This is a genomic window from Roseovarius maritimus (assembly GCF_043355895.2).
GTDB classification, from domain to species: Bacteria; Pseudomonadota; Alphaproteobacteria; order Rhodobacterales; family Rhodobacteraceae; genus Roseovarius; species Roseovarius maritimus.
On sequence record NZ_JBHFPF020000007.1, the window covers coordinates 169,786 to 192,686 of the forward strand.

The 22,901-nt window shown below is 65.1% G+C and carries 19 protein-coding genes, 1 tRNA gene and 1 riboswitch; of the genes, 8 read left to right on the forward strand and 12 right to left on the reverse strand.

Annotation, left to right across the window (positions count from 1 at the left end):
- Positions 1-426: 426 nt before the first annotated feature.
- The 4 genes from ACEWPM_RS13985 to ACEWPM_RS14000 form a co-directional block, all read right to left on the reverse strand.
- Positions 427-711, reverse strand: a complete 285-nt coding sequence (locus tag ACEWPM_RS13985; protein WP_393962655.1) for a hypothetical protein — start codon at positions 709-711, stop codon at positions 427-429.
- Between the two features lie 205 nt (positions 712-916).
- Positions 917-990: transfer RNA gene (locus tag ACEWPM_RS13990), tRNA-Cys, on the reverse strand.
- 118 nt (positions 991-1,108) lie between these two features.
- Positions 1,109-2,593 (reverse strand): D-alanyl-D-alanine carboxypeptidase/D-alanyl-D-alanine endopeptidase, encoded by a 1,485-nt coding sequence (gene dacB, locus ACEWPM_RS13995; protein ID WP_393962654.1) that lies wholly within the window; start codon positions 2,591-2,593, stop codon positions 1,109-1,111.
- A 77-nt stretch (positions 2,594-2,670) separates the two neighbouring features.
- On the reverse strand, positions 2,671-3,282 hold the full coding sequence (locus ACEWPM_RS14000; protein WP_393962653.1) for a nicotinate-nucleotide adenylyltransferase: 612 nt from the start codon (positions 3,280-3,282) through the stop codon (positions 2,671-2,673).
- A gap of 117 nt (positions 3,283-3,399) precedes the next feature.
- Here ACEWPM_RS14000 and ACEWPM_RS14005 point away from each other — a divergent pair, with 117 nt between their 5' ends.
- The 4 genes from ACEWPM_RS14005 to ACEWPM_RS14020 all read left to right on the forward strand — a co-directional run bounded on the left by ACEWPM_RS14005 (position 3,400) and on the right by ACEWPM_RS14020 (position 8,721).
- Positions 3,400-5,337, forward strand: a complete 1,938-nt coding sequence (locus ACEWPM_RS14005; protein ID WP_393962652.1) for a putative bifunctional diguanylate cyclase/phosphodiesterase — start codon at positions 3,400-3,402, stop codon at positions 5,335-5,337.
- A 78-nt stretch (positions 5,338-5,415) separates the two neighbouring features.
- Positions 5,416-7,065, forward strand: a complete 1,650-nt coding sequence (ettA, locus tag ACEWPM_RS14010; RefSeq protein WP_393962651.1) for an energy-dependent translational throttle protein EttA — start codon at positions 5,416-5,418, stop codon at positions 7,063-7,065.
- Positions 7,066-7,179: 114 nt separating this feature from the next.
- Complete coding sequence (locus ACEWPM_RS14015; protein WP_393962650.1) at positions 7,180-8,346, forward strand: geranylgeranyl reductase family protein; 1,167 nt, start codon at positions 7,180-7,182, stop codon at positions 8,344-8,346.
- 168 nt (positions 8,347-8,514) lie between these two features.
- Positions 8,515-8,721, forward strand: coding sequence for a cold-shock protein (locus tag ACEWPM_RS14020; RefSeq protein ID WP_108692547.1), 207 nt, complete (start codon positions 8,515-8,517; stop codon positions 8,719-8,721).
- Between the two features lie 72 nt (positions 8,722-8,793).
- On the opposite strand, the gene ACEWPM_RS14025 is transcribed toward ACEWPM_RS14020, so the two are convergent.
- On the reverse strand, positions 8,794-9,555 hold the full coding sequence (locus tag ACEWPM_RS14025; RefSeq protein ID WP_393962649.1) for an arylesterase: 762 nt from the start codon (positions 9,553-9,555) through the stop codon (positions 8,794-8,796).
- Between ACEWPM_RS14025 and ACEWPM_RS14030 the strand changes: the two genes are divergently transcribed.
- Positions 9,554-10,222, forward strand: a complete 669-nt coding sequence (locus ACEWPM_RS14030; protein ID WP_393962648.1) for an ABC transporter ATP-binding protein — start codon at positions 9,554-9,556, stop codon at positions 10,220-10,222. The genes ACEWPM_RS14025 and ACEWPM_RS14030 overlap by 2 nt on opposite strands.
- A complete protein-coding gene (locus tag ACEWPM_RS14035; RefSeq protein WP_393962647.1) occupies positions 10,219-12,729 on the forward strand; it encodes an ABC transporter permease in 2,511 nt (836 codons plus the stop codon). Before ACEWPM_RS14030 ends, ACEWPM_RS14035 begins: the two co-directional genes overlap by 4 nt.
- Positions 12,730-12,788: 59 nt before the next feature.
- Here ACEWPM_RS14035 and gcvP read toward each other — a convergent pair whose 3' ends face one another.
- The 3 genes from gcvP to gcvT form a co-directional block, all read right to left on the reverse strand.
- Entirely contained in the window at positions 12,789-15,638 is a 2,850-nt protein-coding gene (gene gcvP / locus ACEWPM_RS14040; RefSeq protein WP_393962822.1) for an aminomethyl-transferring glycine dehydrogenase, read from the reverse strand.
- A gap of 116 nt (positions 15,639-15,754) precedes the next feature.
- Positions 15,755-16,114 carry a glycine cleavage system protein GcvH gene (gcvH, locus tag ACEWPM_RS14045; protein ID WP_393962646.1) on the reverse strand — a complete coding sequence of 120 codons (360 nt, stop codon included), beginning with the start codon at positions 16,112-16,114 and terminating at the stop codon, positions 15,755-15,757.
- 53 nt (positions 16,115-16,167) lie between these two features.
- Positions 16,168-17,292, reverse strand: coding sequence for a glycine cleavage system aminomethyltransferase GcvT (gene gcvT, locus ACEWPM_RS14050; RefSeq protein ID WP_393962645.1), 1,125 nt, complete (start codon positions 17,290-17,292; stop codon positions 16,168-16,170).
- 177 nt (positions 17,293-17,469) lie between these two features.
- A riboswitch (glycine riboswitch) is annotated at positions 17,470-17,556 on the reverse strand.
- Positions 17,557-17,670: 114 nt separating this feature from the next.
- On the opposite strand from gcvT, the gene ACEWPM_RS14055 reads away from it, so the two are divergent.
- Entirely contained in the window at positions 17,671-18,246 is a 576-nt protein-coding gene (locus ACEWPM_RS14055; RefSeq protein ID WP_393962644.1) for a gamma-glutamylcyclotransferase family protein, read from the forward strand.
- On the opposite strand, the gene gltX is transcribed toward ACEWPM_RS14055, so the two are convergent.
- The 3 genes from gltX to parA form a co-directional block, all read right to left on the reverse strand.
- Entirely contained in the window at positions 18,243-19,568 is a 1,326-nt protein-coding gene (gltX, locus tag ACEWPM_RS14060; protein WP_393962643.1) for a glutamate--tRNA ligase, read from the reverse strand. The two genes, ACEWPM_RS14055 and gltX, sit on opposite strands and share 4 nt — an antisense overlap.
- A gap of 68 nt (positions 19,569-19,636) precedes the next feature.
- Positions 19,637-20,335, reverse strand: a complete 699-nt coding sequence (locus tag ACEWPM_RS14065; protein ID WP_393933838.1) for an NYN domain-containing protein — start codon at positions 20,333-20,335, stop codon at positions 19,637-19,639.
- A gap of 83 nt (positions 20,336-20,418) precedes the next feature.
- Positions 20,419-21,054: a ParA family partition ATPase gene (gene parA, locus ACEWPM_RS14070; protein ID WP_393962642.1), complete on the reverse strand. Its 636-nt coding sequence runs from the start codon at positions 21,052-21,054 to the stop codon at positions 20,419-20,421.
- 183 nt (positions 21,055-21,237) lie between these two features.
- Here parA and ACEWPM_RS14075 point away from each other — a divergent pair, with 183 nt between their 5' ends.
- Complete coding sequence (locus ACEWPM_RS14075) at positions 21,238-21,795, forward strand: hypothetical protein (RefSeq protein ID WP_393962641.1); 558 nt, start codon at positions 21,238-21,240, stop codon at positions 21,793-21,795.
- Between the two features lie 3 nt (positions 21,796-21,798).
- On the opposite strand, the gene yghU is transcribed toward ACEWPM_RS14075, so the two are convergent.
- Complete coding sequence (gene yghU / locus ACEWPM_RS14080) at positions 21,799-22,671, reverse strand: glutathione-dependent disulfide-bond oxidoreductase (protein ID WP_393962640.1); 873 nt, start codon at positions 22,669-22,671, stop codon at positions 21,799-21,801.
- Positions 22,672-22,901 lie beyond the last annotated feature (230 nt).

A 22,901-nucleotide genomic window follows, 5' to 3' on the forward strand; every position in this document is an offset into this window, starting at 1 on the left:
CAAGCAGACCTCTCTATATGTGAGTGAATATGTCTGGACGAATAACCGGGTGAGAAACCCGCGCGACGATGTGGACAGGCTGGACGCCTGCAAGATCGAAGGCCCGTTTACTTATCCCAATCTTATGACAGGGATCGTCGCAAGCAGCCGATCAGGCCCGAAGTATTCGACAAGGATATTAAAGTAGGCTTGGTTCTGTGTGATCGTCTTAGGGTGCTATTGCGGGGAATGCTCCGCGATGAAATCCTCCACCGCCGCCCCCAAGGGCGATGACGCTGGCAGAGCGGGCGTAGGAGCGGCAGGAGCGACGGCCGGGGCATCGTCATAGGAATAATGCTCAAGGCGCTCAGCGGCTTCGAGAACGCGCCTGAGCATGTCCCGGCGGCCCTTCCGCAACTCAGTCGCAATGCGGGGCTGGCTGGCATCTCATTCCGCGTCTGATACATCTACCTTGCTCTTGAAGCGTTGCACCGGCAGCCATTGTCCACTGGCGCTGTCAATCTCCATGTAGCTTTCATGGTCCAGCATTTCTTCGCGGACATGGGACAATGCGCTTTGTGACAAGCCGCGCCGGTCCAGCCAGTCAAGGTACTGGTCTAGTTGCGCTTTGAAGTAGGCTTGCACCTTCTCGCGTATCTCGCTGTTTCTCAGTCCCGCCAATGCATTGTTCTCGCGCAGTATTCGCCCACAAGATGCAAGATGACGGGCCAAATCGTCAGCCCGATCTGGCCAACGTGTGCGCAAAGAGATGCGAACGGTGGTCCGCTTTCCCTCTGTCGATGGAGGAATAGGCCAGCGGAAGTATTAAATCCTGTGTCTTGAGGGGCTTAGATAGGATGACAGCATCATAGGGCGTTTGTCCCACTTTGTGTCACACTCGACCGTTCAGCCGCTAACCCTATGATTTAGAATGAAATGGAGGCGAGTACCGGAATCGAACCGGTGTACACGGATTTGCAATCCGTTGCGTCACCACTCCGCCAACTCGCCTGCCGTGGTGGTAGGCCTCAATTAGTGGATGGCGCTGCGCGGTGCAAGAGCGGTTTCGCATTGATCCGTGACATTGGATGCGGCGCGCCGAACGCGCCGCCACTCGCGCGCGGCGGCGCTAGCCGCCATAGACCGTGCTCCAGCGCTCGATCAGGGCCTGTTGCAGGCCCTTGGCGCGTCTGTTCCAGGCGGCGGCGCCCGGCGGCCGGTCATCAGCGAGGCCCGCGACGGCAGCGCGGCGGTCCGCGTCATGGGCAAAGATGGCAAAGGCCAGCGGTCGGCCCGACGGGCCCGTGGCATAGCCGGCCAGTGCGCTCACGAAGTGCAGCGTGCCGGTCTTGGCTTCAACGCGAACGGGATGCGCATCGTCAAAACCGCCCTGCGCATTGCGCATCCGAAATTCCTTGAGCATCGGGCGCAGGGTGGCGCTGCGATGGGCGAGGGTCAGCACCTTGGCCAGCGCCAGTGCGCTGACGCGCGAGGCGTCGCCCAGACCGGAATGATCCACCAAGCTGGCGCCCTCCAGCCCCAGATCGGCGCGGGCCCATGCCGTCATCTCGCGCCCGGAGGCGGCAAGGGAGGTGACGCTGCCGGTCCGCGCCAGCGTGGCGGTCATGCCCACCAGCTCAGCCGTCAGGTTGTTGGAGTATTTCAGCATGCCGGTCAGGATGTCCGGCAGCGGATCACTGAGATGGGTGACCAGCGTGTCGCCCGAGGGCGCGTCCTCCTGCGGGACCGCCGCGCCCAGCTTGATGCCCTGCGCGCGGGCAAGGCTGCCAAAGACTTCGCCCGTGTAGCTGGCCGGGCGGCGCACCGGCAGCCACCTTGCGCCGGACTTGCCCAGCGCGCCGCGCGCGACGGTCCACTGGTCGTGATCCCCGCCATCGGCATAGGTAAAGATCGGACTGGAGCGGTCAGCGACCTTCATCCGCGCCACCCGCACTTCGGGGCGATACTTCGCCGAGCGGGCGTCCATTGTAACGGCATATCCGCCTGAACCCTTTTGCCACTGGAAATGCACGCGATTGAAATTGAGGTTCAGCCCCGACAGCGCAGGGTTATAGCCGACCTGCGCGGGCTGGGCCGCGTCGATCACCCGCTCGAATGGGAGCGCGCCGCCGTAAACGCGGTAGGCGCCGGTAACACCCTTCACGCCCGCCGCCTTGAGGTTTGCGGCCATCGTCGCCAGCGCATCGGTATCCAGCACCGGATCTCCGCCCCCGACCAGCACCAGATCGCCTTGGACGATGCCGTCCACCACCGGCCCGGTCGCCATCAGCCGCGTGGTGAACCGATAGGTCGGCCCCATGGCATCAAGCGCATAGAGCGCCGTGATCGCCTTGGTGACGCTGGCCGGAGGAAAGCCGACGGCCCCCTCACGCGCCTCGAGGGCCGTGCCGGTGGTCATGTCGATCACCGCAAAGCCGACGCGCCCGTCCAGCCGGGCCGCTTCGATCAGCGCGGCGGAGTCGGGCGGCAGGCCAAGCCTCTCGGGGCGCAGTTGAGGGCGCAGCGATACCGCAGGCGCCCCGGCCTGCGCGCCGGTGGCCAGCGCCGACAGCGCAGCGCCCAGGAAGTGACGTCGTGAGAGCGGATATGTCATGTCGCGGATTTAACCGCAGGGCGGGACGGGCCGCAATCGCCTTCTGCCCTGCGCCTGCTCACGTTTACGCGGGCGCGTCACCATGCCCCGGAGTCCCGAAGCCCGGTGGATGACAGCGCCATCATGGGCACATTGGCAAAGCACCAAGCGGGCGCCTGCATCCGGCCCAGCCTGCGCGCCTCCCCTAGTGGCACGCGCGCATGCTCGTAGATGCGCGCCGCGACCGAGGCGCGCGCCGCCAGCCGCGCACCGGGCCGTGCCAGGATACCGATGGGCACGCTTTCCATGATCTGGCGCCAGTCCTGCCAGAGGTGGAATTGCGCCATGTTGTCGGCCCCCATCAGCCAGACGAAATGCACATCAGGCCGCGCTGCGCGCAGGGCTGCTATCGTGCGCGCCGTGTGCCGCGCGCCGATCTGCGCCTCGGCGTCGCTGATGTGGACGCGCGGGTGCTGCATGATCTCGCGTGCGGCCTGCATCCGCCGCTGCAGCGGGGCGGGGCCGCGCTCTTTCAGTGGATTGCCGGGACTGACCAGCCACCAGACTGCGTCTAGGCCAAACAGCTTCAGCGCCTCGCGGGTGATATGCGCGTGCCCAGCATGCGGCGGATCGAACGAGCCGCCCAGAAGGCCGACCACGCGGCCCGGACGCGCGGGCGGCAGGCAAAGAGGGCGGCCCGCAGGCGGCATCACAGGAAACTCCTAAAATTCGTCAATATTTCTAGCCAGAAAGCCGAATGAAGGCCACCGGATATTAACGACGCTGCGGCACGCTCGCCTCCAGTTGGCAAGTATTCAGGTGATGGCGTGCCGCGCGGTAAACACGATCAGATCACGACCGGCAGGACCGGCCCCGCAGATCGGCGGGGCCGTGCGATTGCCGTGCCCCCCGTTGCAGCGGACGGGGCAGCCAGCCCGTGGTTGGCCGGTCTCATTCTGGACCACACGCGCGACGGGATCGTGTTGCTGGACATTTTCGGGCGCATCCTGTGGATGAATCCCGCGCTTGAGCGGATGCTGGGATGGACCCTGGCCGAGGTGCGCGGGCGCAACCCGGCCGAGTTGATCACCCCGCCCGACACGCGTCCCGGCCCGGAGGCGCTGGCGCGGTTTCGCTACGATCCGGCCAGCTCGCTTTTTCGCAAGCACCGGGTCACCCGGCATATGCGCCGTGACGGCACGCTGTTCTGGAATCAGCAAAGCCACGCGCTGATCGATCTGGGGCCCGGCGACATGCAAAAGATGGTGGTCGTCACCTGCCGGGACATCTCGGAAGAGGTGCGCGTGCAGATGGCGCTGCAGCGCATGACCGAGGATCTGGACCATGCCGCCCATCACGACGATCTGACCGGCCTTCCCAATCGCAAGAGGCTATCTGATTTCCTCGCCTCCCCCCCTGCCCGCGCCAGCCTGCGCGCGGGGGTAATGGGCGTGCTGCAACTGGATCTCGACCGGTTCAAGGACATCAACGATACAAGGGGCCACGCGGCGGGCGATGCGGTGCTGCGCCATATCGCCGCCGCGCTGATCGATACCGCCGATGAGGGCGACCTGCCTTGCCGCACCGGCGGGGACGAATTCCTGCTGGTTTGCCTTGATATTGGCAACCGGACGCGCCTGATGCGCCGGGCGCAAGCGGTGCTGGAGGCCATGGCGCGCCCGCTGGTGTGGCAAGATCAGATCATCCTGCCCGGCGTCTCGGTCGGGGCCAGCATGCCCGGCGCTGAAGGAGACACGGCGGATGGTGAGGCGCTGATCCGACAAGCCGATCAGGCCCTTTACAGCGCCAAGGATCGGGGGCGCGGGCGCGCCGTTCTCTACACGCCCGAGCTGGGCCGTCGCCACCGTGACGGACAGCGCCTTGTGCGCGATCTGAAGCTGGCGGTCGAGCAGGGCCAGTTCGGCGTCCACCTGCAGCCCATCGCGCATCTGGCGCAGAACCGCGTCACCGGCTGCGAGGCGCTGCTGCGCTGGCGGCATCCGGGGCGCGGGTTGCTGGCACCCGCCGCTTTTCTGCCGGCGGCCGAACAGGCCGGACTGCTGAGCGAGATCGACTATCATGCGATGAACGCGGCGCTTGATGCGCTGATGGATCTGCGCGCGCAGGGGTTTCCCGATCTCGTCATGTCGCTCAATGTCTCCAGCTCGATCCTCGCGGATGCGGATTATCCGGCCCTTCTGGACTGGGGGCTGCAATCGCGCGGCCTGCCGCCGCAGGCCGTCTGCATCGAGATCAATGAGACGACGATGATGACGCGCGGCGCGCTTGATGTGACCTCTGCGGTTGTCCGACTGCGCCGCCTTGGCGTTCGCGTCGCGCTGGATGATTTCGGCACCGGCTATGCGGGCCTGGCCCATATGTCCACCGCACCCATCGACGCGATCAAACTGGACCGCATGATGATCTGCCACCTTGGCCGTGACGCGCGGGCGCGGGTCATAACGCGCTCGATCATCAGGCTCTGCGCGCGGCTGAAGATGGATGTCATTGCGACAGGCGTGGAAACCCAGGACCAGCTGGACATGCTGCGCCGCGCAAAATGCCCGCAGGTGCAAGGCTACGGCCTCGCGCGCCCCATGCCCCTGCCGTCGCTCTCGGGGTGGCTGCGCGCGCATACTCCCTTTGCCGGACCCATCACGATGCCGCGCAGCTCTGCCTCCGGCCCCGATGCGCCCTGCGATCCGCCGCCCCCCCGAACGCAGGGCACAGAGGGCAAAGCGCGGCGGCGCGACACATCCATTTGAATTCGGCGCGCCGGGCGGTTACATGGCACTCAAACTCATGCCGGGCAGGTGCGCCGGTCCACAGGAAAGAGATGCGTCATGTCAGCCAACAAATACGTCTATCACATGCAGGGCGTTTCCAAAGCCTATCCGGGCGGCAAGAAATGCTTTGAGAACATTCACCTCAGCTTCCTCCCCGGCGTCAAGATCGGCGTCGTGGGCGTCAACGGCTCTGGCAAGTCGACCCTGATGAAGATCATGGCCGGTCTCGACAAGGATTACTCGGGCGAGGCATGGGCCGCCAAGGACGCGACCGTCGGCTACCTGCCGCAGGAGCCGCAGCTGGACGAAAGCCTGACCGTTGGCGAGAACGTGATGCTGGGCGTGGCCGAGAAGAAGGGCAAGCTGGACCGGTTCAACGAACTGGCGATGAACTATTCCGACGACACCGCAGATGAGATGGCAGCCCTGCAGGACGAGATCGACAGCGACAATCTGTGGGATCTGGACAGTCAGGTCGAGGTCTCGATGGAGGCGCTGGGCTGCCCTCCGCGCGATGCGGCAATCGCAGGCCTTTCGGGCGGCGAGCGGCGCCGCGTCGCGCTGTGCAAGCTGCTGCTGGAAGCGCCCGACATGCTGCTGCTGGACGAGCCGACCAACCATCTCGACGCCGAGACGATCGCCTGGCTGCAACAGCATCTGATCGACTACAAGGGCACAATCCTGATCGTGACACACGACCGCTACTTCCTCGACAGCATCACCGGCTGGATTCTCGAGCTGGATCGCGGCCGCGGCATTCCCTACGAGGGCAACTATTCGAGCTGGGTCGAGCAGAAGGCCAAGCGCCTCTTGCAAGAGGCACGCGAGGACAAGTCCAAGCAGAAGACGCTCGAGCGCGAACTTGAATGGATGCGCCAGGGCGCCAAGGCGCGCCAAGCCAAGTCCAAGGCGCGTATCAAGTCCTACAACCAGATGGCCGACCAGTCCGAACGCGAGAAGCTGACCAAGGCGCAGATCGTCATCCCCTCGGGCCAGCGCCTCGGCTCGAAGGTGATCGAGGTCGAGGGCCTGAGCAAGTCGCTTGGCGGCCGCAAGCTGATCGACAATCTCAGCTTTTCGCTGCCCCCCGGTGGCATCGTCGGCGTGATCGGCCCCAACGGTGCCGGCAAGTCGACGCTTTTCCGGATGCTGACCGGTCAGGAACAGCCCGACGAGGGCACGATCGAGCTGGGCACCACGGTGGATCTCAGCTATGTCGACCAGTCGCGCGACGATCTGAAACCCGATGAGAACGTCTGGGAGGCGATTGCCGATGGTCAGGACATCATCAAGCTGGGCGATGCCGAAGTGAACGCGCGCGCCTATTGCGGCGCCTTCAACTTCAAGGGCAGCGACCAGCAAAAGAAGGTCTCGCTCCTCTCCGGCGGTGAACGTAACCGTGTGCACATGGCCCGCCTTCTGCGCTCGGGCGGCAACGTGCTGCTCCTCGACGAGCCGACGAACGATCTCGACGTCGAGACGCTCCGCGCGCTTGAGGATGCGCTGGTCGATTTCGCCGGCTGCGCCGTGGTCATCAGCCACGACCGCTTCTTCCTCGACCGGATCTGCACGCATATGCTGGCCTTCGAGGGTGACGCGCATGTCGAGTGGTTCGAGGGCAACTTCGAGGATTACGAAGAAGACAAGATCCGCCGCATGGGCGATGTCGAGCCTTCGAAGGCCAAGCACAAGAAGTTTGCGCGCTGAGCGTATAAGGCGCCTTCACTTCAACCCAAGCCCTGAAAGCCAGATCAGACGCGCGCTCGAGACGGGCGCGCGTTTCGCTTTTGCATTTCGCGAAAACCGCATACACCCGGGTTCATGGCTCCGACGCTCCAGACCTTCGACCTCCTCATCCTCGGCGCTGGCCCGGCGGGCACAGCCGCCGCTGTCACAGCATGCCGGGCGGGGCTGAGCACGGCCATCATCGACAAGGCGACCTTCCCGCGCACCAAGCTGTGTGGCGGGCTGGTGACCGGGCGCTCTGCCGCGCTTTACCGCGACATATTCGGCGCGCCGCTCAATGCCGCCCTATTCGAGCCGCGCGAGCGCATCACCTTCCACGCAAATGGCGCGCCGCTGGGCGGCGATATGGAGAGCCCGCCCGTCTATCTTGCGATGCGCTGGGACATGGACGCACATTTGCTGGACATGGCGCGCGCGGCGGGCACGGCGGATTTCACGGGGCAGCGCATCACCGATCTGGACACCGACGCGCTGACCGTCACACTGGCGGATGGCGACCGATTGGCCGGTCGCATCCTGATCGGCGCGGATGGTGTCAACAGCCCTGTCGCCCGCGCGCTCTTCGGGCGAGCCTTCGACCAGGGCACCATCGGCTTCGCAATGGAGATCGAGGCCCCGCCCCTGGCACCGCCCGAGCGCGACGTGATCCGCATCGATCTGGGGGCGGCGGATTGGGGCTATGGCTGGCAATTTCCCAAGGCGGGCAGCACGACCATCGGCGTCGGCGGCCTCAACGCCCGAAATCCTGACATGAAAGGGCGGCTGGACGCCTATCGTGACATTCTGTGCGAGGACGGCGGCGCGCGGATCAAGGGGCATTTCCTGCCGTTCGGGGCCTATCGCCGGGTGCCGGGCCGGGGCCGTGTTCTGCTAGCCGGCGATGCGGCGGGCCTTGTCGATCCGATCACCGGCGAAGGCATCGCCTACGCGCTGCAATCGGGCGCCGCCGCCGCCACTGCAGCCGCGGATGCTCTCTCCAAAGAGCGCCCGGATGCCGCCCTGTCCGCCTACCGGCGCGCGTTGAAACCTGTGCACCGCGCGCTTGCCATGGCGTGCTGGCTGCGGCCGCTGATCTACTCTGCCCGAACGCGTCCGTTTTTCCTCCGGGCCTTCGCCGCATCATCAGTGCTGAAAGGCGCGTATCTGGACCTCTTGGCAGGGCATCTGGAATACCCGGCCATATGTCGTCTGGCCGTGCGCCGGATGCCGCGCGCGATTTGGCGCCACCGGCGCAGGGGTTAGGGACAGGCCAATTCCTTAGGTCTTGCAAAATCGCCTTTTTCAAGGTATACGACTCGAGCGACGTTACCACTATCGACCAACTGCTCCTTACGGCTCAGGCACTCGATCTTGCACTGACTAGCCGCGCTGCCGCACTGACGCGGGCAGGATAACTAAGGAGATTACGGTATGGCTAATGGCACCGTGAAATGGTTCAACTCGACAAAAGGCTACGGCTTCATCGCACCCGATGGCGGCGGCAAGGACGTTTTCGTCCACATCTCCGCTGTTGAGCGCGCGGGCCTGACCGGCCTGGCAGACGACCAGAAAGTGACGTTCGACATCGAAGCAGGCCGTGACGGTCGCGAGTCGGCATCGAACATCGTTCTGGCCTAAGCCTTTTGCATAAGTGGTAAATCGGGGCCCCGCGGGGCCCCTTTTTGTGTCCTGCTTGGTGCCGGGTGTCCGTCAGTTCTGCACCGGAGCAGACCGATCCTCCAGCACGTCCGAGATCAGCGCCTGAACGCGCGGGCCCATATCGGCCACGACCTTGGCGATGCCTTCTGCATTGGGGTGCGTGCCATCGCTTTGCAGGTATGGCAGCTGATCGGCATTCGCTTCGGGCAACGCGCCAAAGAAATCGAGCTGCAGCGCCGTGCCATATTTCTCGGCCAGATCGGGGTAGATCGCGTTGAACGCCTCACGGTATTCGGGGCCATAATTATCCTTGGCGATCAGGCCGACCAGAAGCACCTCGATATCTTCCGCCGCCGCGCGGGACAGGATCGCCTCAAGATTGGCGCGCGTCTCGGCAGGATCGGTGCCGCGCAAGAGGTCATTGCCGCCCAGTTCGACGATCACCGCATCCGGGTCATCGGCCAGCGCCCAGTCGAGGCGGCGCACGCCGCCCGCCGTGGTGCTGCCCGACACGGACGCGTTGAGGATGCGCACCGGCACCCCCTGCGGCGTTCCGTTTTCCTGCAGCCAAACGCTCATCTGCGCGGCGAAACCGTTCTCGCGGGTCAGGCCGTATCCCGCTGTCAGGCTGTCACCGAAGGTCATCACGCGCACCTCGTCCGGTGCGGCCTCCTCGGCGGCTGCGGCGATGTCACCCAGCCCGCCGCCCAGCCCGCCAACCAGCGCGACGGCCAGCGCAAGCGCTATTGCCTTGCCCCCTGCCCGCGTGGCCCCATATAGCAAGAAACTCCTAGATGTCAGGCGCATATTCATGTCTTCTCCTATCGTGTCGCTCGAAAATGTTGGTCTTACACTTAGATCCGGCACCGGCGACGTCGAGATCCTGCACGGGATATCGCTGGATGTCACCGAGGGCGAGACGCTGGCACTGGTTGGCCCCTCCGGCTCGGGAAAATCGTCGCTGCTGATGCTGATGGGCGGGCTCGAACGGGCCAGCTCGGGCCGCGTGAGGGCGCTTGGCCACGATCTAGGCGCGCTCAGCGAAGATGCGCTGGCGCGGCTGAGGCGCGGGCATATGGGCGTCGTGTTCCAGTCCTTCCACCTGATCCCCACTCTGACCGCGCTGGAAAATGTCGCTGTGCCGCTGGAACTGGCGGGCGCGGCTGACGCCACCGGGCGGGCGGAAGCGCAGTTGAAGGCCGTCGGCCTTGCCCACCGGGCGGGGCACTACCCCTCGCAAATGTCGGGCGGCGAGCAGCAGCGCACCGCGCTTGCCCGCGCCACCGCGACCGAGCCGCGCCTTATCTTGGCGGACGAGCCGACGGGTAATCTGGACAGTGCCAGCGGCGGCGCGATCATGGATCTCTTGTTCGAGCTGCGGGCCAAGCATGGCGCGACGCTCATCATGGTGACGCATGATCCCGATCTGGCCGCGCGCTGTGACCGGACGGTTTCGCTGTCGGACGGGCGTATCGCATGAATTTCCGCGCAGCCGCACGTCTTGCCCGGCGCGAATTGCGCGGGGGCCTCGCCGGATTTCGCATCCTGCTGGGATGTATCATCCTTGGCGTGGCCGCCATCGCCGCCGTGGGCACGATCCGCGCCAGCATCGAGGCGGGTCTTGCCGAAAAGGGCGCCGAGCTGCTTGGCGGCGATGCCGAGATCGGCCTGACCTACCGCTTTGCCAGCGAGGATGAGCGCGCATGGATGCAGGATCGCGCCGCGGCTGTCTCGGGAATCGTCGATTTCCGCTCGCTCGCCGTGGTGGGCGAGGACCGCGCCTTGACCCAAGTAAAGGCGGTCGACGGCGCCTATCCCCTGCTCGGCGATGTGGGCCTCGACCCGATGATGCCGCTGAGCACTGCCCTTGACGGCGCGGGCGGCCTGCCCGGCGCGGTGATGGCGCCTGCGCTGATCGCGCGACTGGCCCTGAAGACGGGCGAGACCTTCCGCCTTGGCACGCAGGATTTCGTGCTGATGGCGGCCCTGGTGGACGAGCCGGACGGCGCTGCCGCAGGGTTCGCCCTTGGGCCGCGCACGCTGGTCCGTACCACGGCGCTGCAATCCTCCGGCCTTCTGCGCGAGGGCACGCTCTTTTCGACGCGCTACCGTCTGGACCTGCCCGAAGGCGCGAATCTGGCCGCGCTCCAGGCCGAGGCAGAGGAGGCTTTGGGCACAAGCGGGATCGAATGGCAGGATGCGCGCGAAGGCGCGCCCGGCATTTCCGAATTCGTGAACCGGCTGGGCGCATTTCTGGTGCTTGTGGGCCTCAGCGGGCTGGCCGTGGGCGGTGTCGGTATCTCATCTGCGGTGCGGGCCTATCTGGCGCGCAAGACCGCCACCATCGCCACGCTGCGCACCCTGGGCGCGGATCGCGGCACGGTTCTGGCCACCTATTTCCTGCAGATCGGCGCCTTGGGCGGCCTTGGACTGGCGCTGGGCATCCTCTTGGGCGCGGGCGTGCCCGTGGTACTGGCCCCCGTGATCGAGGCGCGCCTGCCTGTTCCCGCCAGCTTCGGCTTCTACGCGCGGCCCATGCTGGAGGCGGCTATCTACGGCGCGCTCACCGTCCTGATCTTTACCCTAGCGCCTTTGTCGCGCATCGAGGAAATCCGCGCCGCCAGCCTCTTTCGCGATGGCGGGACAGGTACGCGCAGCCTGCCGCGCTGGCCCATGCTGGCGCTGATTGCAGGGCTGGTGGCGATCCTGCTGGCAATCGCCGCCGCGTTTTCCGGTAACCTGCGCCTGACACTCTGGACGGCGGAAGGCATCATCGGAGCACTGACCCTCTTGTGGCTGGCGGCCTGGGGCGTGCAGGCGCTCGCACGGCTGGCGCGTTCCTTTGCGCGGGGACGGCCCGCGCTCGGGTGGGCACTGGCGGCCATTGGCGGACCGCAGAGCACGGCGGCGCCGACGATGCTGGCGCTGGGCCTTGGCCTCACTGTCCTCGCTGCCGTGGGCCAGATTGACGGCACTTTGCGCAGCGCGATCACCGGCAATCTGCCGGACCGTGCGCCGTCCTTCTTCTTTGTCGATCTGCAGGCCGACCAGATGGACGGCTTTCGCGCGCTGACCGCAGACGACCCCGATGTCACGCGCGTCGACAGCGCGCCCATGCTGCGCGGCATGATCACCGCGATCAACGGGCAGGACCCCAATGAGGTAGCGGGCGAGCATTGGGTGCTGGAAGGGGACCGGGGCGTCAGCTATGCGGCCCGGTCCGATGGCACCGTCACGCAGGGCGACTGGTGGCCCGAGGGTTACGACGGCCCGCCACAGATCAGCTTTGCCGAGGAAGAAGCGCTGGAGATGGGGCTCGGCCTCGGCGACGAGATCACGGTCAACATCCTTGGCCGCGACATCACCGCCACCATCACCAGCCTGCGGGATGTCGATTTCTCGACCGCGGGGATCGGGTTCATCATGGTGATGAACCCCGGCGCCCTGGCGGCCGCGCCCCACAGCGTCATCGCCACCGTCTATGCCGATCCGGGGGCCGAAGCGCGCCTGTTGCGCGCCGTGTCGGACGCCTATCCCAACGTGACGGGCATTCCGGTGAAGGAGGCGATCGACCGCGTGGCGGAGCTGCTCAAGGGGCTGGCGGCGGCCACGTCCTGGGGCGCCTCGGCGACGCTTCTGACCGGCTTTCTGGTGCTGATCGGCGCGGCGGCGGCGGATCAGAACGCGCGCATCTTCGAGGCGGCGGTGCTGAAAACGCTGGGCGCGTCGCGGGCGCGCATTCTGGCCAGCCTTGCGCTCCGCGCCATCCTGCTGGGCAGCGCCGCCGGGGCGGTGGCGCTGTGTGGGGGTGCGCTGGGCGGCTGGGCGGTCAGCCATTACGTGCTGGAGGTCGAATACAGCATCCTCTGGCCCTCGGCGCTGATCATCATCTGCGGGGGGGTGCTGGTGACGCTGATCACCGCACTCGCCTTTGCGCTGAAGCCGCTTAACGCGCGCCCGGCGCAGGTGCTGCGCGCGCGCGAGTAGCACCGCATGAAAAAGCGGGCCACGAGGGCCCGCCTTTCCGTGACTTTCACTGATGGCGCTTACTCTGCCGCCTCGGCATAATCCTCCATCGGCGGGCAGGTGCAGATCAGGTTGCGGTCGCCATAGACATTGTCGACCCGGTTGACCGAGGGCCAGTATTTGTCCACCCGGAACGCCCCCGGAGGGAAGCAGCCCTGCTCGCGGTCATAGGGACGGTCCCACTCGCGCACCAGATCCTCCATCGTATGCGGCGCGTTCTTGAGCGGGTTGTTCTCACCGTCGATCTTGCCGTCTTCGATGTCCTTGATCTCCTGCCGGATCGCCAGCATCGCATCGCAGAAACGGTCCAGCTCGGCCTTGGTCTCGCTCTCGGTCGGCTCGACCATCAGGGTGCCCGCCACCGGGAAGCTCATTGTCGGCGCGTGGAAACCGCAGTCGATAAGGCGCTTGGCGATATCGTCCACCGTCACGCCACTGCTTTTCTCGAACGGGCGGGTGTCGAGGATGCATTCATGCGCCACGCGTCCGTTTTCGCCCCGATAGAGAACGTCGTACGCGCCCTCCAGTCGCTTGGCGATGTAGTTGGCATTGAGGATCGCCACCCGCGTCGCCTGCGCCAGACCTTCGCCGCCCATCATCAGAATGTAAGCCCAGGAAATCGGCAACAGCGAGGGCGATCCGAACGGCGCCGCCGAGACCGGCCCCTCGGTGCCGCCGGTATGGGGATGGCCCGGCAGATGCGGGATCAGGTGTTCCTTGACGCCGATCGGGCCCATGCCGGGCCCGCCGCCGCCATGCGGAATGCAGAACGTCTTGTGCAGGTTGAGGTGGCTGACATCGCCGCCCAGATCGCCGGGGCGCGAGAGACCAACCATGGCGTTCATGTTGGCACCGTCGATATAGACCTGACCGCCATGCTCGTGCGTGATCTTGCACACATCGATCACGGTCTCCTCGAAGACGCCATGCGTGCTGGGATAGGTAATCATGCAGCCTGCCAAGGCATCGCTGTGCTTCTCTGCCTTGGCCCGGAAATCGTCCATGTCGATATCGCCGCGCGCGTTGCATTTGACCGGCACGACCTTCCAGCCGACCATGTTCGCGCTGGCGGGGTTCGTGCCATGTGCATTGGTCGGGATGAGGCATACATTCCGCTCACCCTGCCCGTTTGCACGGTGATATGCCGCAATCGAGAGCAGCCCCGCATATTCCCCCTGCGCGCCCGAGTTGGGCTGCATGGAAATGGCGTCATAGCCGGTAATGTCACACAACCTCGCGCTCAGATCGTCGATCAACTCGTGATAGCCTTCGGCCTGATCGCGCGGCACGAAGGGATGGATGCGAGAGAACTCGCGCCAACTCACCGGCATCATCTCGGCGGCCGAGTTCAACTTCATCGTGCAGGACCCAAGCGGGATCATCGCCCGGTCCAGCGCCAGATCGCGGTCGGCAAGCCGGCGCATATAGCGCATCATTTCGGTCTCGGCCCGGTTCATGTGGAAAACCGGGTGGGTCAGGTAGTCGGACGTGCGGTGCATGTTGTCCGGCACGCGGTATTCGGGCGTGAAATCATCGTCATGGTCGGTAATGCCGAAGGCGCGCCAGACGCTCTCTATATTCTCGGGGCGCGTGCACTCGTCCAGGCTGATGCCAACGCGCGTCTCGCCAACCCGGCGCAGGTTGATGCCCTCATCGACCGCCGATTTCATCACGGCGGATTGCAGCGGACCGACATCGACGGTGATCGTGTCGAAAAACGCCTTGGGATCCACCTGGAATCCGGCGGCCTCCAGCCCCTTGGCCAAACGCACCGTCTTGCGGTGGATACGCTGCGCGATGGCCTTGAGGCCCTTCGGCCCGTGGAATACCGCATACATCGACGCCATGACCGCCAGCAAAGCCTGCGCAGTGCAGACGTTGCTAGTGGCCTTCTCGCGTCGGATATGCTGCTCGCGCGTCTGAAGCGCAAGGCGGTAGGCGCGGTTTCCGTGACTGTCGATGGAAACGCCCACGATGCGCCCCGGCATCGCGCGCTTGTAGTCGTCGCGGCAGGCCATGTAGGCCGCGTGCGGGCCGCCATAGCCCAATGGCACGCCGAAACGCTGGGTGCTGCCGACGGCGATATCGGCGTCCATCGCGCCCGGCTCCTTCAGCAGAGTCAGGGCCAGCGGATCAGCCGAGACGATGCCAATCGCGCCATGCTCGTGCAGCTGAGCGATGTGATCGGTGAAGTCCCGCACATGGCCGTAGGTGCCCGGATACTGGAAGAGCGCGCCAAAGACCTTGTCCGCTTCCATCTTGTCCGGATTGCCGACGATCACCTCGATGCCCAGAGGCGCGGCGCGCGTCTGGACCAGCGCGATGTTCTGCGGGTGGCAGTCACGGTCGACGAAAAATGCCTTGGCCTTGGATTTCGCCACGCGCTGCGCAGTCGTCATCGCCTCGGCGCAGGCGGTCGCCTCGTCCAGCAGGGACGCGTTGGCTATCTCGAGGCCGGTGAGGTCGCTGACCATCGTCTGGAAATTCAGCAGCGCCTCGAGGCGCCCCTGCGAGATCTCGGGCTGATAGGGCGTATATGCCGTGTACCAGGCCGGGTTTTCAAAGATATTCCGCTGGATCGCGGGCGGCGTGACCGTCCCGTGGTAGCCCTGCCCGATCAGGCTAACCAGAACCTTGTTCTTGCCCGCCACGCGCCGCATGTGATGCAGAAGCTCACGCTCGGACTTGGCCTTGCCGAAATCCAGCGGCTCTTTCTGGCGGATCGCCTTCGGCACCGTCTCGTCGATCAGCGCGTCGAGGCTGGAGGCGCCCAGAACCTTCAGCATCCCCTCCATCTCTTCGGGCGACGGGCCGATATGGCGCCGGTTGGCAAAATCATAGGGCAGATAGTCGGTGGGCTCGAACGCCATGTCACACTCCATCAGGTTGCAGGCCGGGGTCAGGCAGGCCGCCGATGCGCCCCGCCCGTCTTCATCTTTGTCCAAATGCTCCGGCGCGGAGCGCGTCCGCTGCCGGCATCAGGCGCCTAGCCTACGAATTTCTTGTAGGCGGCCTCGTCCATCATATCGTCCAGCTGGCTCATGTCCTCGGGCTTGATCTTGAAGAACCAGCCATCGCCGATAGCGTCCTCATTCACCGTGCTGGGCGAATCGGTCAGCGCCTCGTTCACCTCGACGATTTCTCCATCGATGGGGGCCAGGATATCGCTGGCGGCCTTGACGCTCTCGATCACGACGACCTCGTCATCCTTGACCACTTCCTTGCCCACATCGGGCAGTTCGACAAAGACGATGTCGCCCAGTTGCTCGGCGGCGTGCTCGGTGATGCCGACGACGACCACATCATCCTCGACGCGCAGCCACTCGTGTTCTTCCGTATATTTCATCCCTGATATCTCCCTTGGGTGTCAGTGTTTTTGGGTGTCAGCGTTTTTGGGTGTCAGCGTTTGAAGTTTGCAGCTGTAAAGGGCAACGGCGCAACCGCCGCGGCCATGCGTTTGCCCCGAACCTCACCATAAACGGTCGTGCCCGGCGTCGCCAGATCGCGGGGCACATAGCCCATCGACATCGGACCCTCTATGGTCGGCCCGAACGCGCCCGAGGTGACGGTGCCGATGGCGCTGTCGCTCGCCTCGTCGGCAAAGAGCACGGTGCCCTCGCGCATCGGCGCGCGGCCTTCGGGGCGCAGACCCACGCGCCGCCGCTCGGCTCCCGAGGCCATTTGCGGCAGAATCACGTCCGCGCCGGGAAAGCCGCCGGCGCGCTCGCCGCCCATACGGCGCACCTTCTGGATCGCCCAGCCCAGATTGGCCTCGACCGGCGTAGTCCCGGCATCGATGTCATGCCCATAGAGGCACAGCCCCGCCTCCAGCCGCAGACTGTCGCGCGCGCCAAGACCGATGGGCGCGACCGCGTCATGCTCCAGAAGCGCGCGGGCAAACGCCTCGGCGCGGTCCTCCTGAACCGAAATCTCGTAGCCATCCTCGCCGGTATAGCCCGAGCGCGAAAGCCACAGATCGCCCCACTCCGAGGGCAGCACGGCGATGTCCATGAACCGCATGTCGGCGGCGCCGGGGGCCAGCCCCTCAAGCACCGCCTGAGCCTTGGGCCCCTGCAGCGCCAGCAGCGCGCGGTCCGTCACGGGCAGCACGTCGCAGCCCGGCATACCCTCGTTCATGCGCTTGATATCGGCGTCCTTGCAGGCGGCATTGACGACGACGAACAATTCGTCATCGCGATGCGCCAGCATCAGATCGTCTTCGATCCCGCCAACGGCGTTGGTGAACATCGCATAGCGTTGACGCCCCTCGGGCAGCCCCTCCACGTCGACGGGCACCAGGGCCTCCATCGCGGCGGCCACCTCGGCATAGCCACCGGGCGCGCGGATGATGACCTGTCCCATATGGCTCACATCGAAAAGGCCCGCCTCGGCGCGGCAATGCAGATGCTCTTTCATCACGCCCATCGGATACTGCACGGGCATCTCGTAGCCCGCGAACGGCACCATCTTGGCCCCCAAGTCGCGATGCAGCGCGTTCAGCACCGTCACCTTCAAATCGCTCATACCGGCCCTCCCATCATGGCTGCCGGGTCGATCTGGAATCAACTGCGGCATCGTAACGGCGCATTTGCCCTATGCAGGCTGCGCCACGATGCCCCCTCTGTCCTTTTGCCTGAGATCGCTATCCCTTCGGCGCCCCCCGTCCGAGGTGCCCCCGAACGCGGATCTCTCCAGAGTCTGTCGATTGAAAAGGTCCTGTCGCCTGAGAGTTTCCGGGGCGGTTGCTCCTTCGGCACTGGCTGGTGCCAGTTCTCCCGATCCAATCAGGGTGGACGGTAGTATACCGCCCGCGCAGCGGCAAGAGAAATTGCGTCGCCATGTTGCGCAGAATGGCGCCGTGCGGCACAACCCCTGTCACCTGATGAACCCTGAAAGCCCGCTATGACCGCCCCTTCGCACGCTTATTTCTTTGGCTATGGCAGCCTCGTGAACCGTGACACGCACAGTTTCAAGAACGCGCACCCGGCGCGGCTGAAGGGTTGGCGGCGGGCCTGGCGGCCCACCAACCTGCGCGAGGTCGCGTTCCTGTCGGTCGTGCCGGACGAGGAATGCTGGCTCCACGGCCTGATCGCGCCCGTGCCCGATGCGGACTGGCATGCGCTCGATATTCGCGAGGGCGCGTATGACCGCGTGCCCGCCGCGCATATGGTCGAGCATCCCCTGCCCCATGCGCCGCAGATCGCCGTCTACGCGGTGCCGGGCGAGCATGACGCCGAGGGTCCGCAGGGGCATCACGTATTGCTGAGTTACATCGACGTGGTGGTGCAGGGCTACCTTCGCGAATTCGGGTCCGAAGGCGCGCAGCATTTCTTTGACACGACCGGTGGCTGGAATGTGGACGTGCTGGATGACCGCGCCGATCCGCGCTACCCGCGTGCCTGCCGCCTCCGCAAGGCCGAGACAGAAGTGGTTGATGAGGCGCTGGCGCAACTGCCGGTGCGTCTCCGCCGCGCCTAGCCGCGCGCGCGGATCACCTGCAAGAGCGGCAGCACCTGCGCCATTTCCGGCCCATGCGCCTGCCCCGTCAACGCCTTGCGCAGCGGCATGAAGAGGCCCTTGCCCTTGCGCCCGGTCTCTTCCTTGACGGCGGTGGTCCAAGTGCCCCAGCTGCTCTCGTCCAGCGGGCCTTCGGGCAGCAGGGTCATCGCGGTGACGATGAACTCGGCATCCTCATCGTCGATCACAGGCTCGGCCCCGTCGCGGAACATGGCCCACCAGGCATCCAGATCGCCCAGCGTGGTAATGTTGCCGCGCGTGACCTGCCAGAAAAGCGGCGCGATATCACCCGGCACACCCAACTCGGCGATGCGATCCTTGACCGAGGCATAGTCCAGCCCTTGCAGGTAATGCGCCGTCAGCGGGTAGAGATCGTTCACGTCGAATTTCGTCGGCGCCGAGCCGAAGCGCGAAATGTCGAACCCGTCCAGCAGGCTCTGCATATCCGTTCGCAGTTCGACCGGATCGGCGCTGCCCAGACGCGCCATCAGGCTGAGCAGCGCGGCCGGCTGAATGCCCGCCGCCCGCAGATCGCGCAAGGAGAGCGTGCCGAGGCGTTTGGACAGCGATTCGCCCTGCGGGCCGGTCAGCAGCGAGTGATGCGCGAAATTCGGCACATGCCCGCCCAGCGCCTCGATGATCTGAATCTGGGTCGCGGTGTTGGTGACATGGTCCGAGCCGCGCACGATGTCCGTCACACCCATCTCGGTGTCGTCCACGACCGAGGCCAGCGTATAGAGAACCTGCCCATCGCCGCGGATCAGAACCGGGTCACTGACCGAGGCCGCATCGATGCTGATATCGCCGAGGATGCCATCGGCCCACTCGATCCGTTCCTGATTCAGCTTGAAGCGCCAGACGCCGGGGCCGCGCTCGGCGCGCAGGCGGTCCTTTTCGGCATCGTCCAGATTGAGCGCCGCACGATCGTAGACCGGCGGGCGACCCATGTTCAGCTGCTTCTTGCGCTTGAGGTCCAGCTCGGTCGGGGTCTCGAACGCCTCGTAGAAGCGGCCCATCTTTCGCAGCTTATCCGCCGCCTCGTGATAGCGGTCCAGCCGCTCGGACTGGCGCTCGATGCGGTCCCAGGTCAGGCCCAGCCATTCAAGATCGTATTTCAGACCGTCGACATATTCCTCTTTCGAGCGCACGGGATCGGTGTCGTCGATGCGCAGAATAAAGGTGCCGCCCGCCTTGCGTGCGATGAGCCAGTTCATCAGCGCAGTGCGCAGATTGCCGACATGGATATAGCCGGTGGGCGATGGGGCGAAACGGGTGATGGTCATGAACGGCGCTCCTTGGGTGGCGCAGGATGTGTCACAGGGCGCGCCGCTTGTCCAGAATTACGCCCGCCTCAATCCCGGCGGCGCACCATCAGCTGATTGCCTTCGCGGCGCGTCTCCAGCACCTTCATCGCCGCGATGAGATCGCTCAGCTTCTTGTGGCCGTAGCTGCGCGTATCGAAATCGGGGTTTGCGGTCGTGATCTGCTGGCCAAGGCGGCCCAGCGCATACCAGTCGCTGTCCTGATCGATGCTGTCCATCGCCTTGAACAGAAGATCGCGCGCTTCGTTGATATTCTGCCCGGTCGGTTTGCTGGGTGCATCATCAGGCGCACCGCCGAGATTTTCCAGATAGATGAACCGCTTGCACGCCTGGCGAAACGCTTCGGGCGTCTTTTTGGCGCCGATGCCGAAGACATCCAGCCCCTGCTCGCGAATGCGGGATGCCAGCCGGGTGAAATCGCTGTCGGACGAGACGAGGACAAAGCCGTCGAAGCGGCCCGAATGCATCAGGTCCATCGCGTCGATGACCAGCGCGATATCGCTCGCGTTCTTGCCCACCGTATTGGCGGGCTGGTGGTGCGGCACAAGGCCGAACTCGGCCTGCACCTTGTTCCAGCCTGTCATCTGCTGGGACGAGAAATCGCCATAGCAGCGGCGCACAGAGGCCTCGCCTATACCGGCGATCTCGTCAAAAATCGCCTTGGTCCAGCGGGGTGACGTGTTGTCAGCGTCGATGAGGACGGCCAGAAGAGGGGTGCTTTCAGGCATAGGGAAACTCCTTTGCGCCCTTCATGCCCTATTGGCACCCATGGGGAAAGGCGTGTTGCCCCCATTCTGGCAGGCCTTTCCGGCTATCCCCGCAGGGTGGCCAGGATTTCCTGGGCGAGGGCGGCGACTTCGCGCGCTGCCGGCCCCTTGGGCGCCGCGTCCTGCACGCCTTGGCCGCGGCCCAGCGTCTCAGCATAGACGATGCGGTTGGCCAAGGTGCCCTGCGCCAGATCGGCATCGACCTTGGCCGCCTCTTCGGCGATCTCGGCGCCCAGCCGGGTGCCTGCCCGCGTCCTGTTCAGCACCAGCATCGCAGAGGTGCCCGCCCGGCGCGCAAGGTCCAGCACGCTTTCGGTGGCCCAAAGATCAACGTGGCTGGTCGCGACCGGGACCAGTACCAGCGCCGCCTTGCGCAGCGCGGGGCGCAGATCGCTATCGGCCTTGGGCGGCGTATCGACCAGAACGAAATCATAGGCATCCGCCAGCTTGCCCGCCTCGTAATCCACGCCCCAGGCCGAGGAGGTGGAAAACTCCATCCCCGGATCGTCCATCAGCTCGCGGCGCGCCATGAACCATCGCCCGAGGCTGCCTTGCGGATCCGTGTCAATCAGCGCGACCTTGTGGCCGCGCGCCGCCAGATCGACGGCCAGATTGGCCGTCAGGGTGGTCTTGCCGCTGCCGCCCTTTTGCTGGGCCACCGTAATTACCGTGCCGGTCATCGCCGCCTCCACAATCAAGTGCTGCGCCGCAGCGTGACACAGTTACCGGCGAAAAGCACTAGGTCAAATGCCGTAGCATCGGCCCTCGCTGGCAAAGCAGAGCGGGGCTGGAAATGCCAGCGGCGCGCGGTTAGTTTTACCGCGAGACGTCAAGGCGAGGCGATGATGACAACGAGACGGGCAATGATCACAGGGCTGGGCGCGGCCGGACTGCTGGCCGCGTGCAGCACACCCGCCGCGCGGGTCGGCACGCAAAGCGGCGCCGAGGGGTTGACGGAGGCGCTGCTGGCGCTGGGGCCGAATGTGGACCCTGCCGAGGCGGCGCGTGCCGCGCGTCTCGCCTATAGCACGTCGTCCGATCTGGCGCGCGAATACGAGATCGTCGATCCGCCGCTCGTGCATAATGCCAAGGTGAATATCGGCCTGAAAGAGCGCGGCCTCTGCTACCATTGGGCGCGCGACATGCAGACCCGCTTGACCCATGCGCGCTTTGCCACGCTTCAGTTCAACCGGCTGGTCGCTAATGCCGATAATCCCTTCCTGCTGGAGCATTCCACAGCCGTCGTCTATGCGCGCGGCGCCGATTGGCAGACCGGCATCGTGCTGGACCCGTGGCGCACCGGCGGGATCCTGCATTGGGATCATGTGCAGACCGATACCAAGTATAACTGGAAGCTGCGCGCGGACGTGCCGGTGCGCAAGCGCGGCGCGGGCGTCACTCTGACCCGCGCCGACGGCTGAGCCTCATTCCCTGGGGCCGATCTTGTCCTGCGTCTGCGTGTCGAAATCGCTGGCATCGTGGCGCTCGTGCAGCTGCATCTCGGGCTCGCCGAAATTACGGTTGACCTTGCGGCCCCGCTGAACCGCGGCGCGCGCGTCGATCGACTTGGCCCAGCGCTGGACATGCTCATAGCTTTCGACATCCAGGAACGTCGCCGCATCGCCGTAGGTGCGCCCAAGTGCGAGTTGGCCATACCACGGCCAGATCGCCATGTCGGCGATGCTGTAGGTGTCGCCCGCGATATGCTCGCGGTGGGCCAGTTGCCGGTTCAGCACGTCCAGCTGCCGCTTGGTCTCCATCGCGAAGCGGTTGATCGGGTATTCATATTTCTCGGGCGCATAGACGTAGAAATGGCCAAAGCCGCCGCCCAGATAGGGCGCGCTGCCCATCTGCCAGAAGAGCCAGTTCAGTACCTCGGTGCGCTGCGCGCCGGATGCAGGCAGAAAGGCGCCGTATTTCTCGGCCAGGTGCAACAGGATCGAACCCGATTCGAAAACGCGCACCGGCGTCTCGCGCGAGCGGTCGAGCAGCGCGGGGATCTTGGAGTTTGGGTTGATGTCCACGAAGCCACTGCCGAACTGGTCGCCCTCGCCGATATCGATCAGCCAGGCGTCGTATTGCGCATCATGTCCGGCCTCGAGCAGTTCCTCGAACATCACCGTGACCTTGACCCCATTGGGCGTGGCCAGCGAGTAAAGCTGGAAAGGGTGCTTGCCCACCGGCAGCTCCTTGTCATGGGTCGCACCTGCGATGGGACGGTTCGTCGAGGCGAATTTGCCACCGCTCTCGGTGTCCCATGTCCAAACCTTGGGCGGGGTGTAGGTCTCGTCGGCCATCTAGCGGCTCCTTGTCAGATGATGCTTTGGCGGGAAACTATGCCTTTCAGCGCTCGGCACAAGGGATTTGCCGCGCAGAAGGGCTGTGCGGTGCCGCATCGGTGAAACGCAAAAGAGCGGCCTGATCAGGCCGCTCTTTGCATTTTATGCAAAGTTTTCAGCAGATCAGTAAACCACAACGCTGCGGATGCTCTCGCCTGCATGCATCATCTCGAAGCCCTTGTTGATCT

Excerpts from the sequence above, each read along its gene's own strand:
- ACEWPM_RS14055 (WP_393962644.1), top strand. The coding sequence starts at position 17,671 with ATGACCGCCCCTTCGCACGCTTATTTCTTTGGCTATGGCAGCCTCGTG.
- ACEWPM_RS14025 (WP_393962649.1), bottom strand. The coding sequence starts at position 9,555 with ATGAATATGCGCCTGACATCTAGGAGTTTCTTGCTATATGGGGCCACG.
- ACEWPM_RS14075 (WP_393962641.1), top strand. The coding sequence starts at position 21,238 with ATGATCACAGGGCTGGGCGCGGCCGGACTGCTGGCCGCGTGCAGCACA.
- ACEWPM_RS14030 (WP_393962648.1), top strand. The coding sequence starts at position 9,554 with ATGTCTTCTCCTATCGTGTCGCTCGAAAATGTTGGTCTTACACTTAGA.
- gcvH (WP_393962646.1), bottom strand. The coding sequence starts at position 16,114 with ATGAAATATACGGAAGAACACGAGTGGCTGCGCGTCGAGGATGATGTG.
- ACEWPM_RS14035 (WP_393962647.1), top strand. The coding sequence starts at position 10,219 with ATGAATTTCCGCGCAGCCGCACGTCTTGCCCGGCGCGAATTGCGCGGG.
- yghU (WP_393962640.1), bottom strand. The coding sequence starts at position 22,671 with ATGGCCGACGAGACCTACACCCCGCCCAAGGTTTGGACATGGGACACC.
- ACEWPM_RS14020 (WP_108692547.1), top strand. The coding sequence starts at position 8,515 with ATGGCTAATGGCACCGTGAAATGGTTCAACTCGACAAAAGGCTACGGC.
- gcvT (WP_393962645.1), bottom strand. The coding sequence starts at position 17,292 with ATGAGCGATTTGAAGGTGACGGTGCTGAACGCGCTGCATCGCGACTTG.
- gltX (WP_393962643.1), bottom strand. The coding sequence starts at position 19,568 with ATGACCATCACCCGTTTCGCCCCATCGCCCACCGGCTATATCCATGTC.
- ACEWPM_RS14000 (WP_393962653.1), bottom strand. The coding sequence starts at position 3,282 with ATGCCGCCTGCGGGCCGCCCTCTTTGCCTGCCGCCCGCGCGTCCGGGC.
- gcvP (WP_393962822.1), bottom strand. The coding sequence starts at position 15,638 with ATGGCGTTCGAGCCCACCGACTATCTGCCCTATGATTTTGCCAACCGG.
- ACEWPM_RS14015 (WP_393962650.1), top strand. The coding sequence starts at position 7,180 with ATGGCTCCGACGCTCCAGACCTTCGACCTCCTCATCCTCGGCGCTGGC.
- ACEWPM_RS14065 (WP_393933838.1), bottom strand. The coding sequence starts at position 20,335 with ATGCCTGAAAGCACCCCTCTTCTGGCCGTCCTCATCGACGCTGACAAC.
- ettA (WP_393962651.1), top strand. The coding sequence starts at position 5,416 with ATGTCAGCCAACAAATACGTCTATCACATGCAGGGCGTTTCCAAAGCC.
- dacB (WP_393962654.1), bottom strand. The coding sequence starts at position 2,593 with ATGACATATCCGCTCTCACGACGTCACTTCCTGGGCGCTGCGCTGTCG.
- parA (WP_393962642.1), bottom strand. The coding sequence starts at position 21,054 with ATGACCGGCACGGTAATTACGGTGGCCCAGCAAAAGGGCGGCAGCGGC.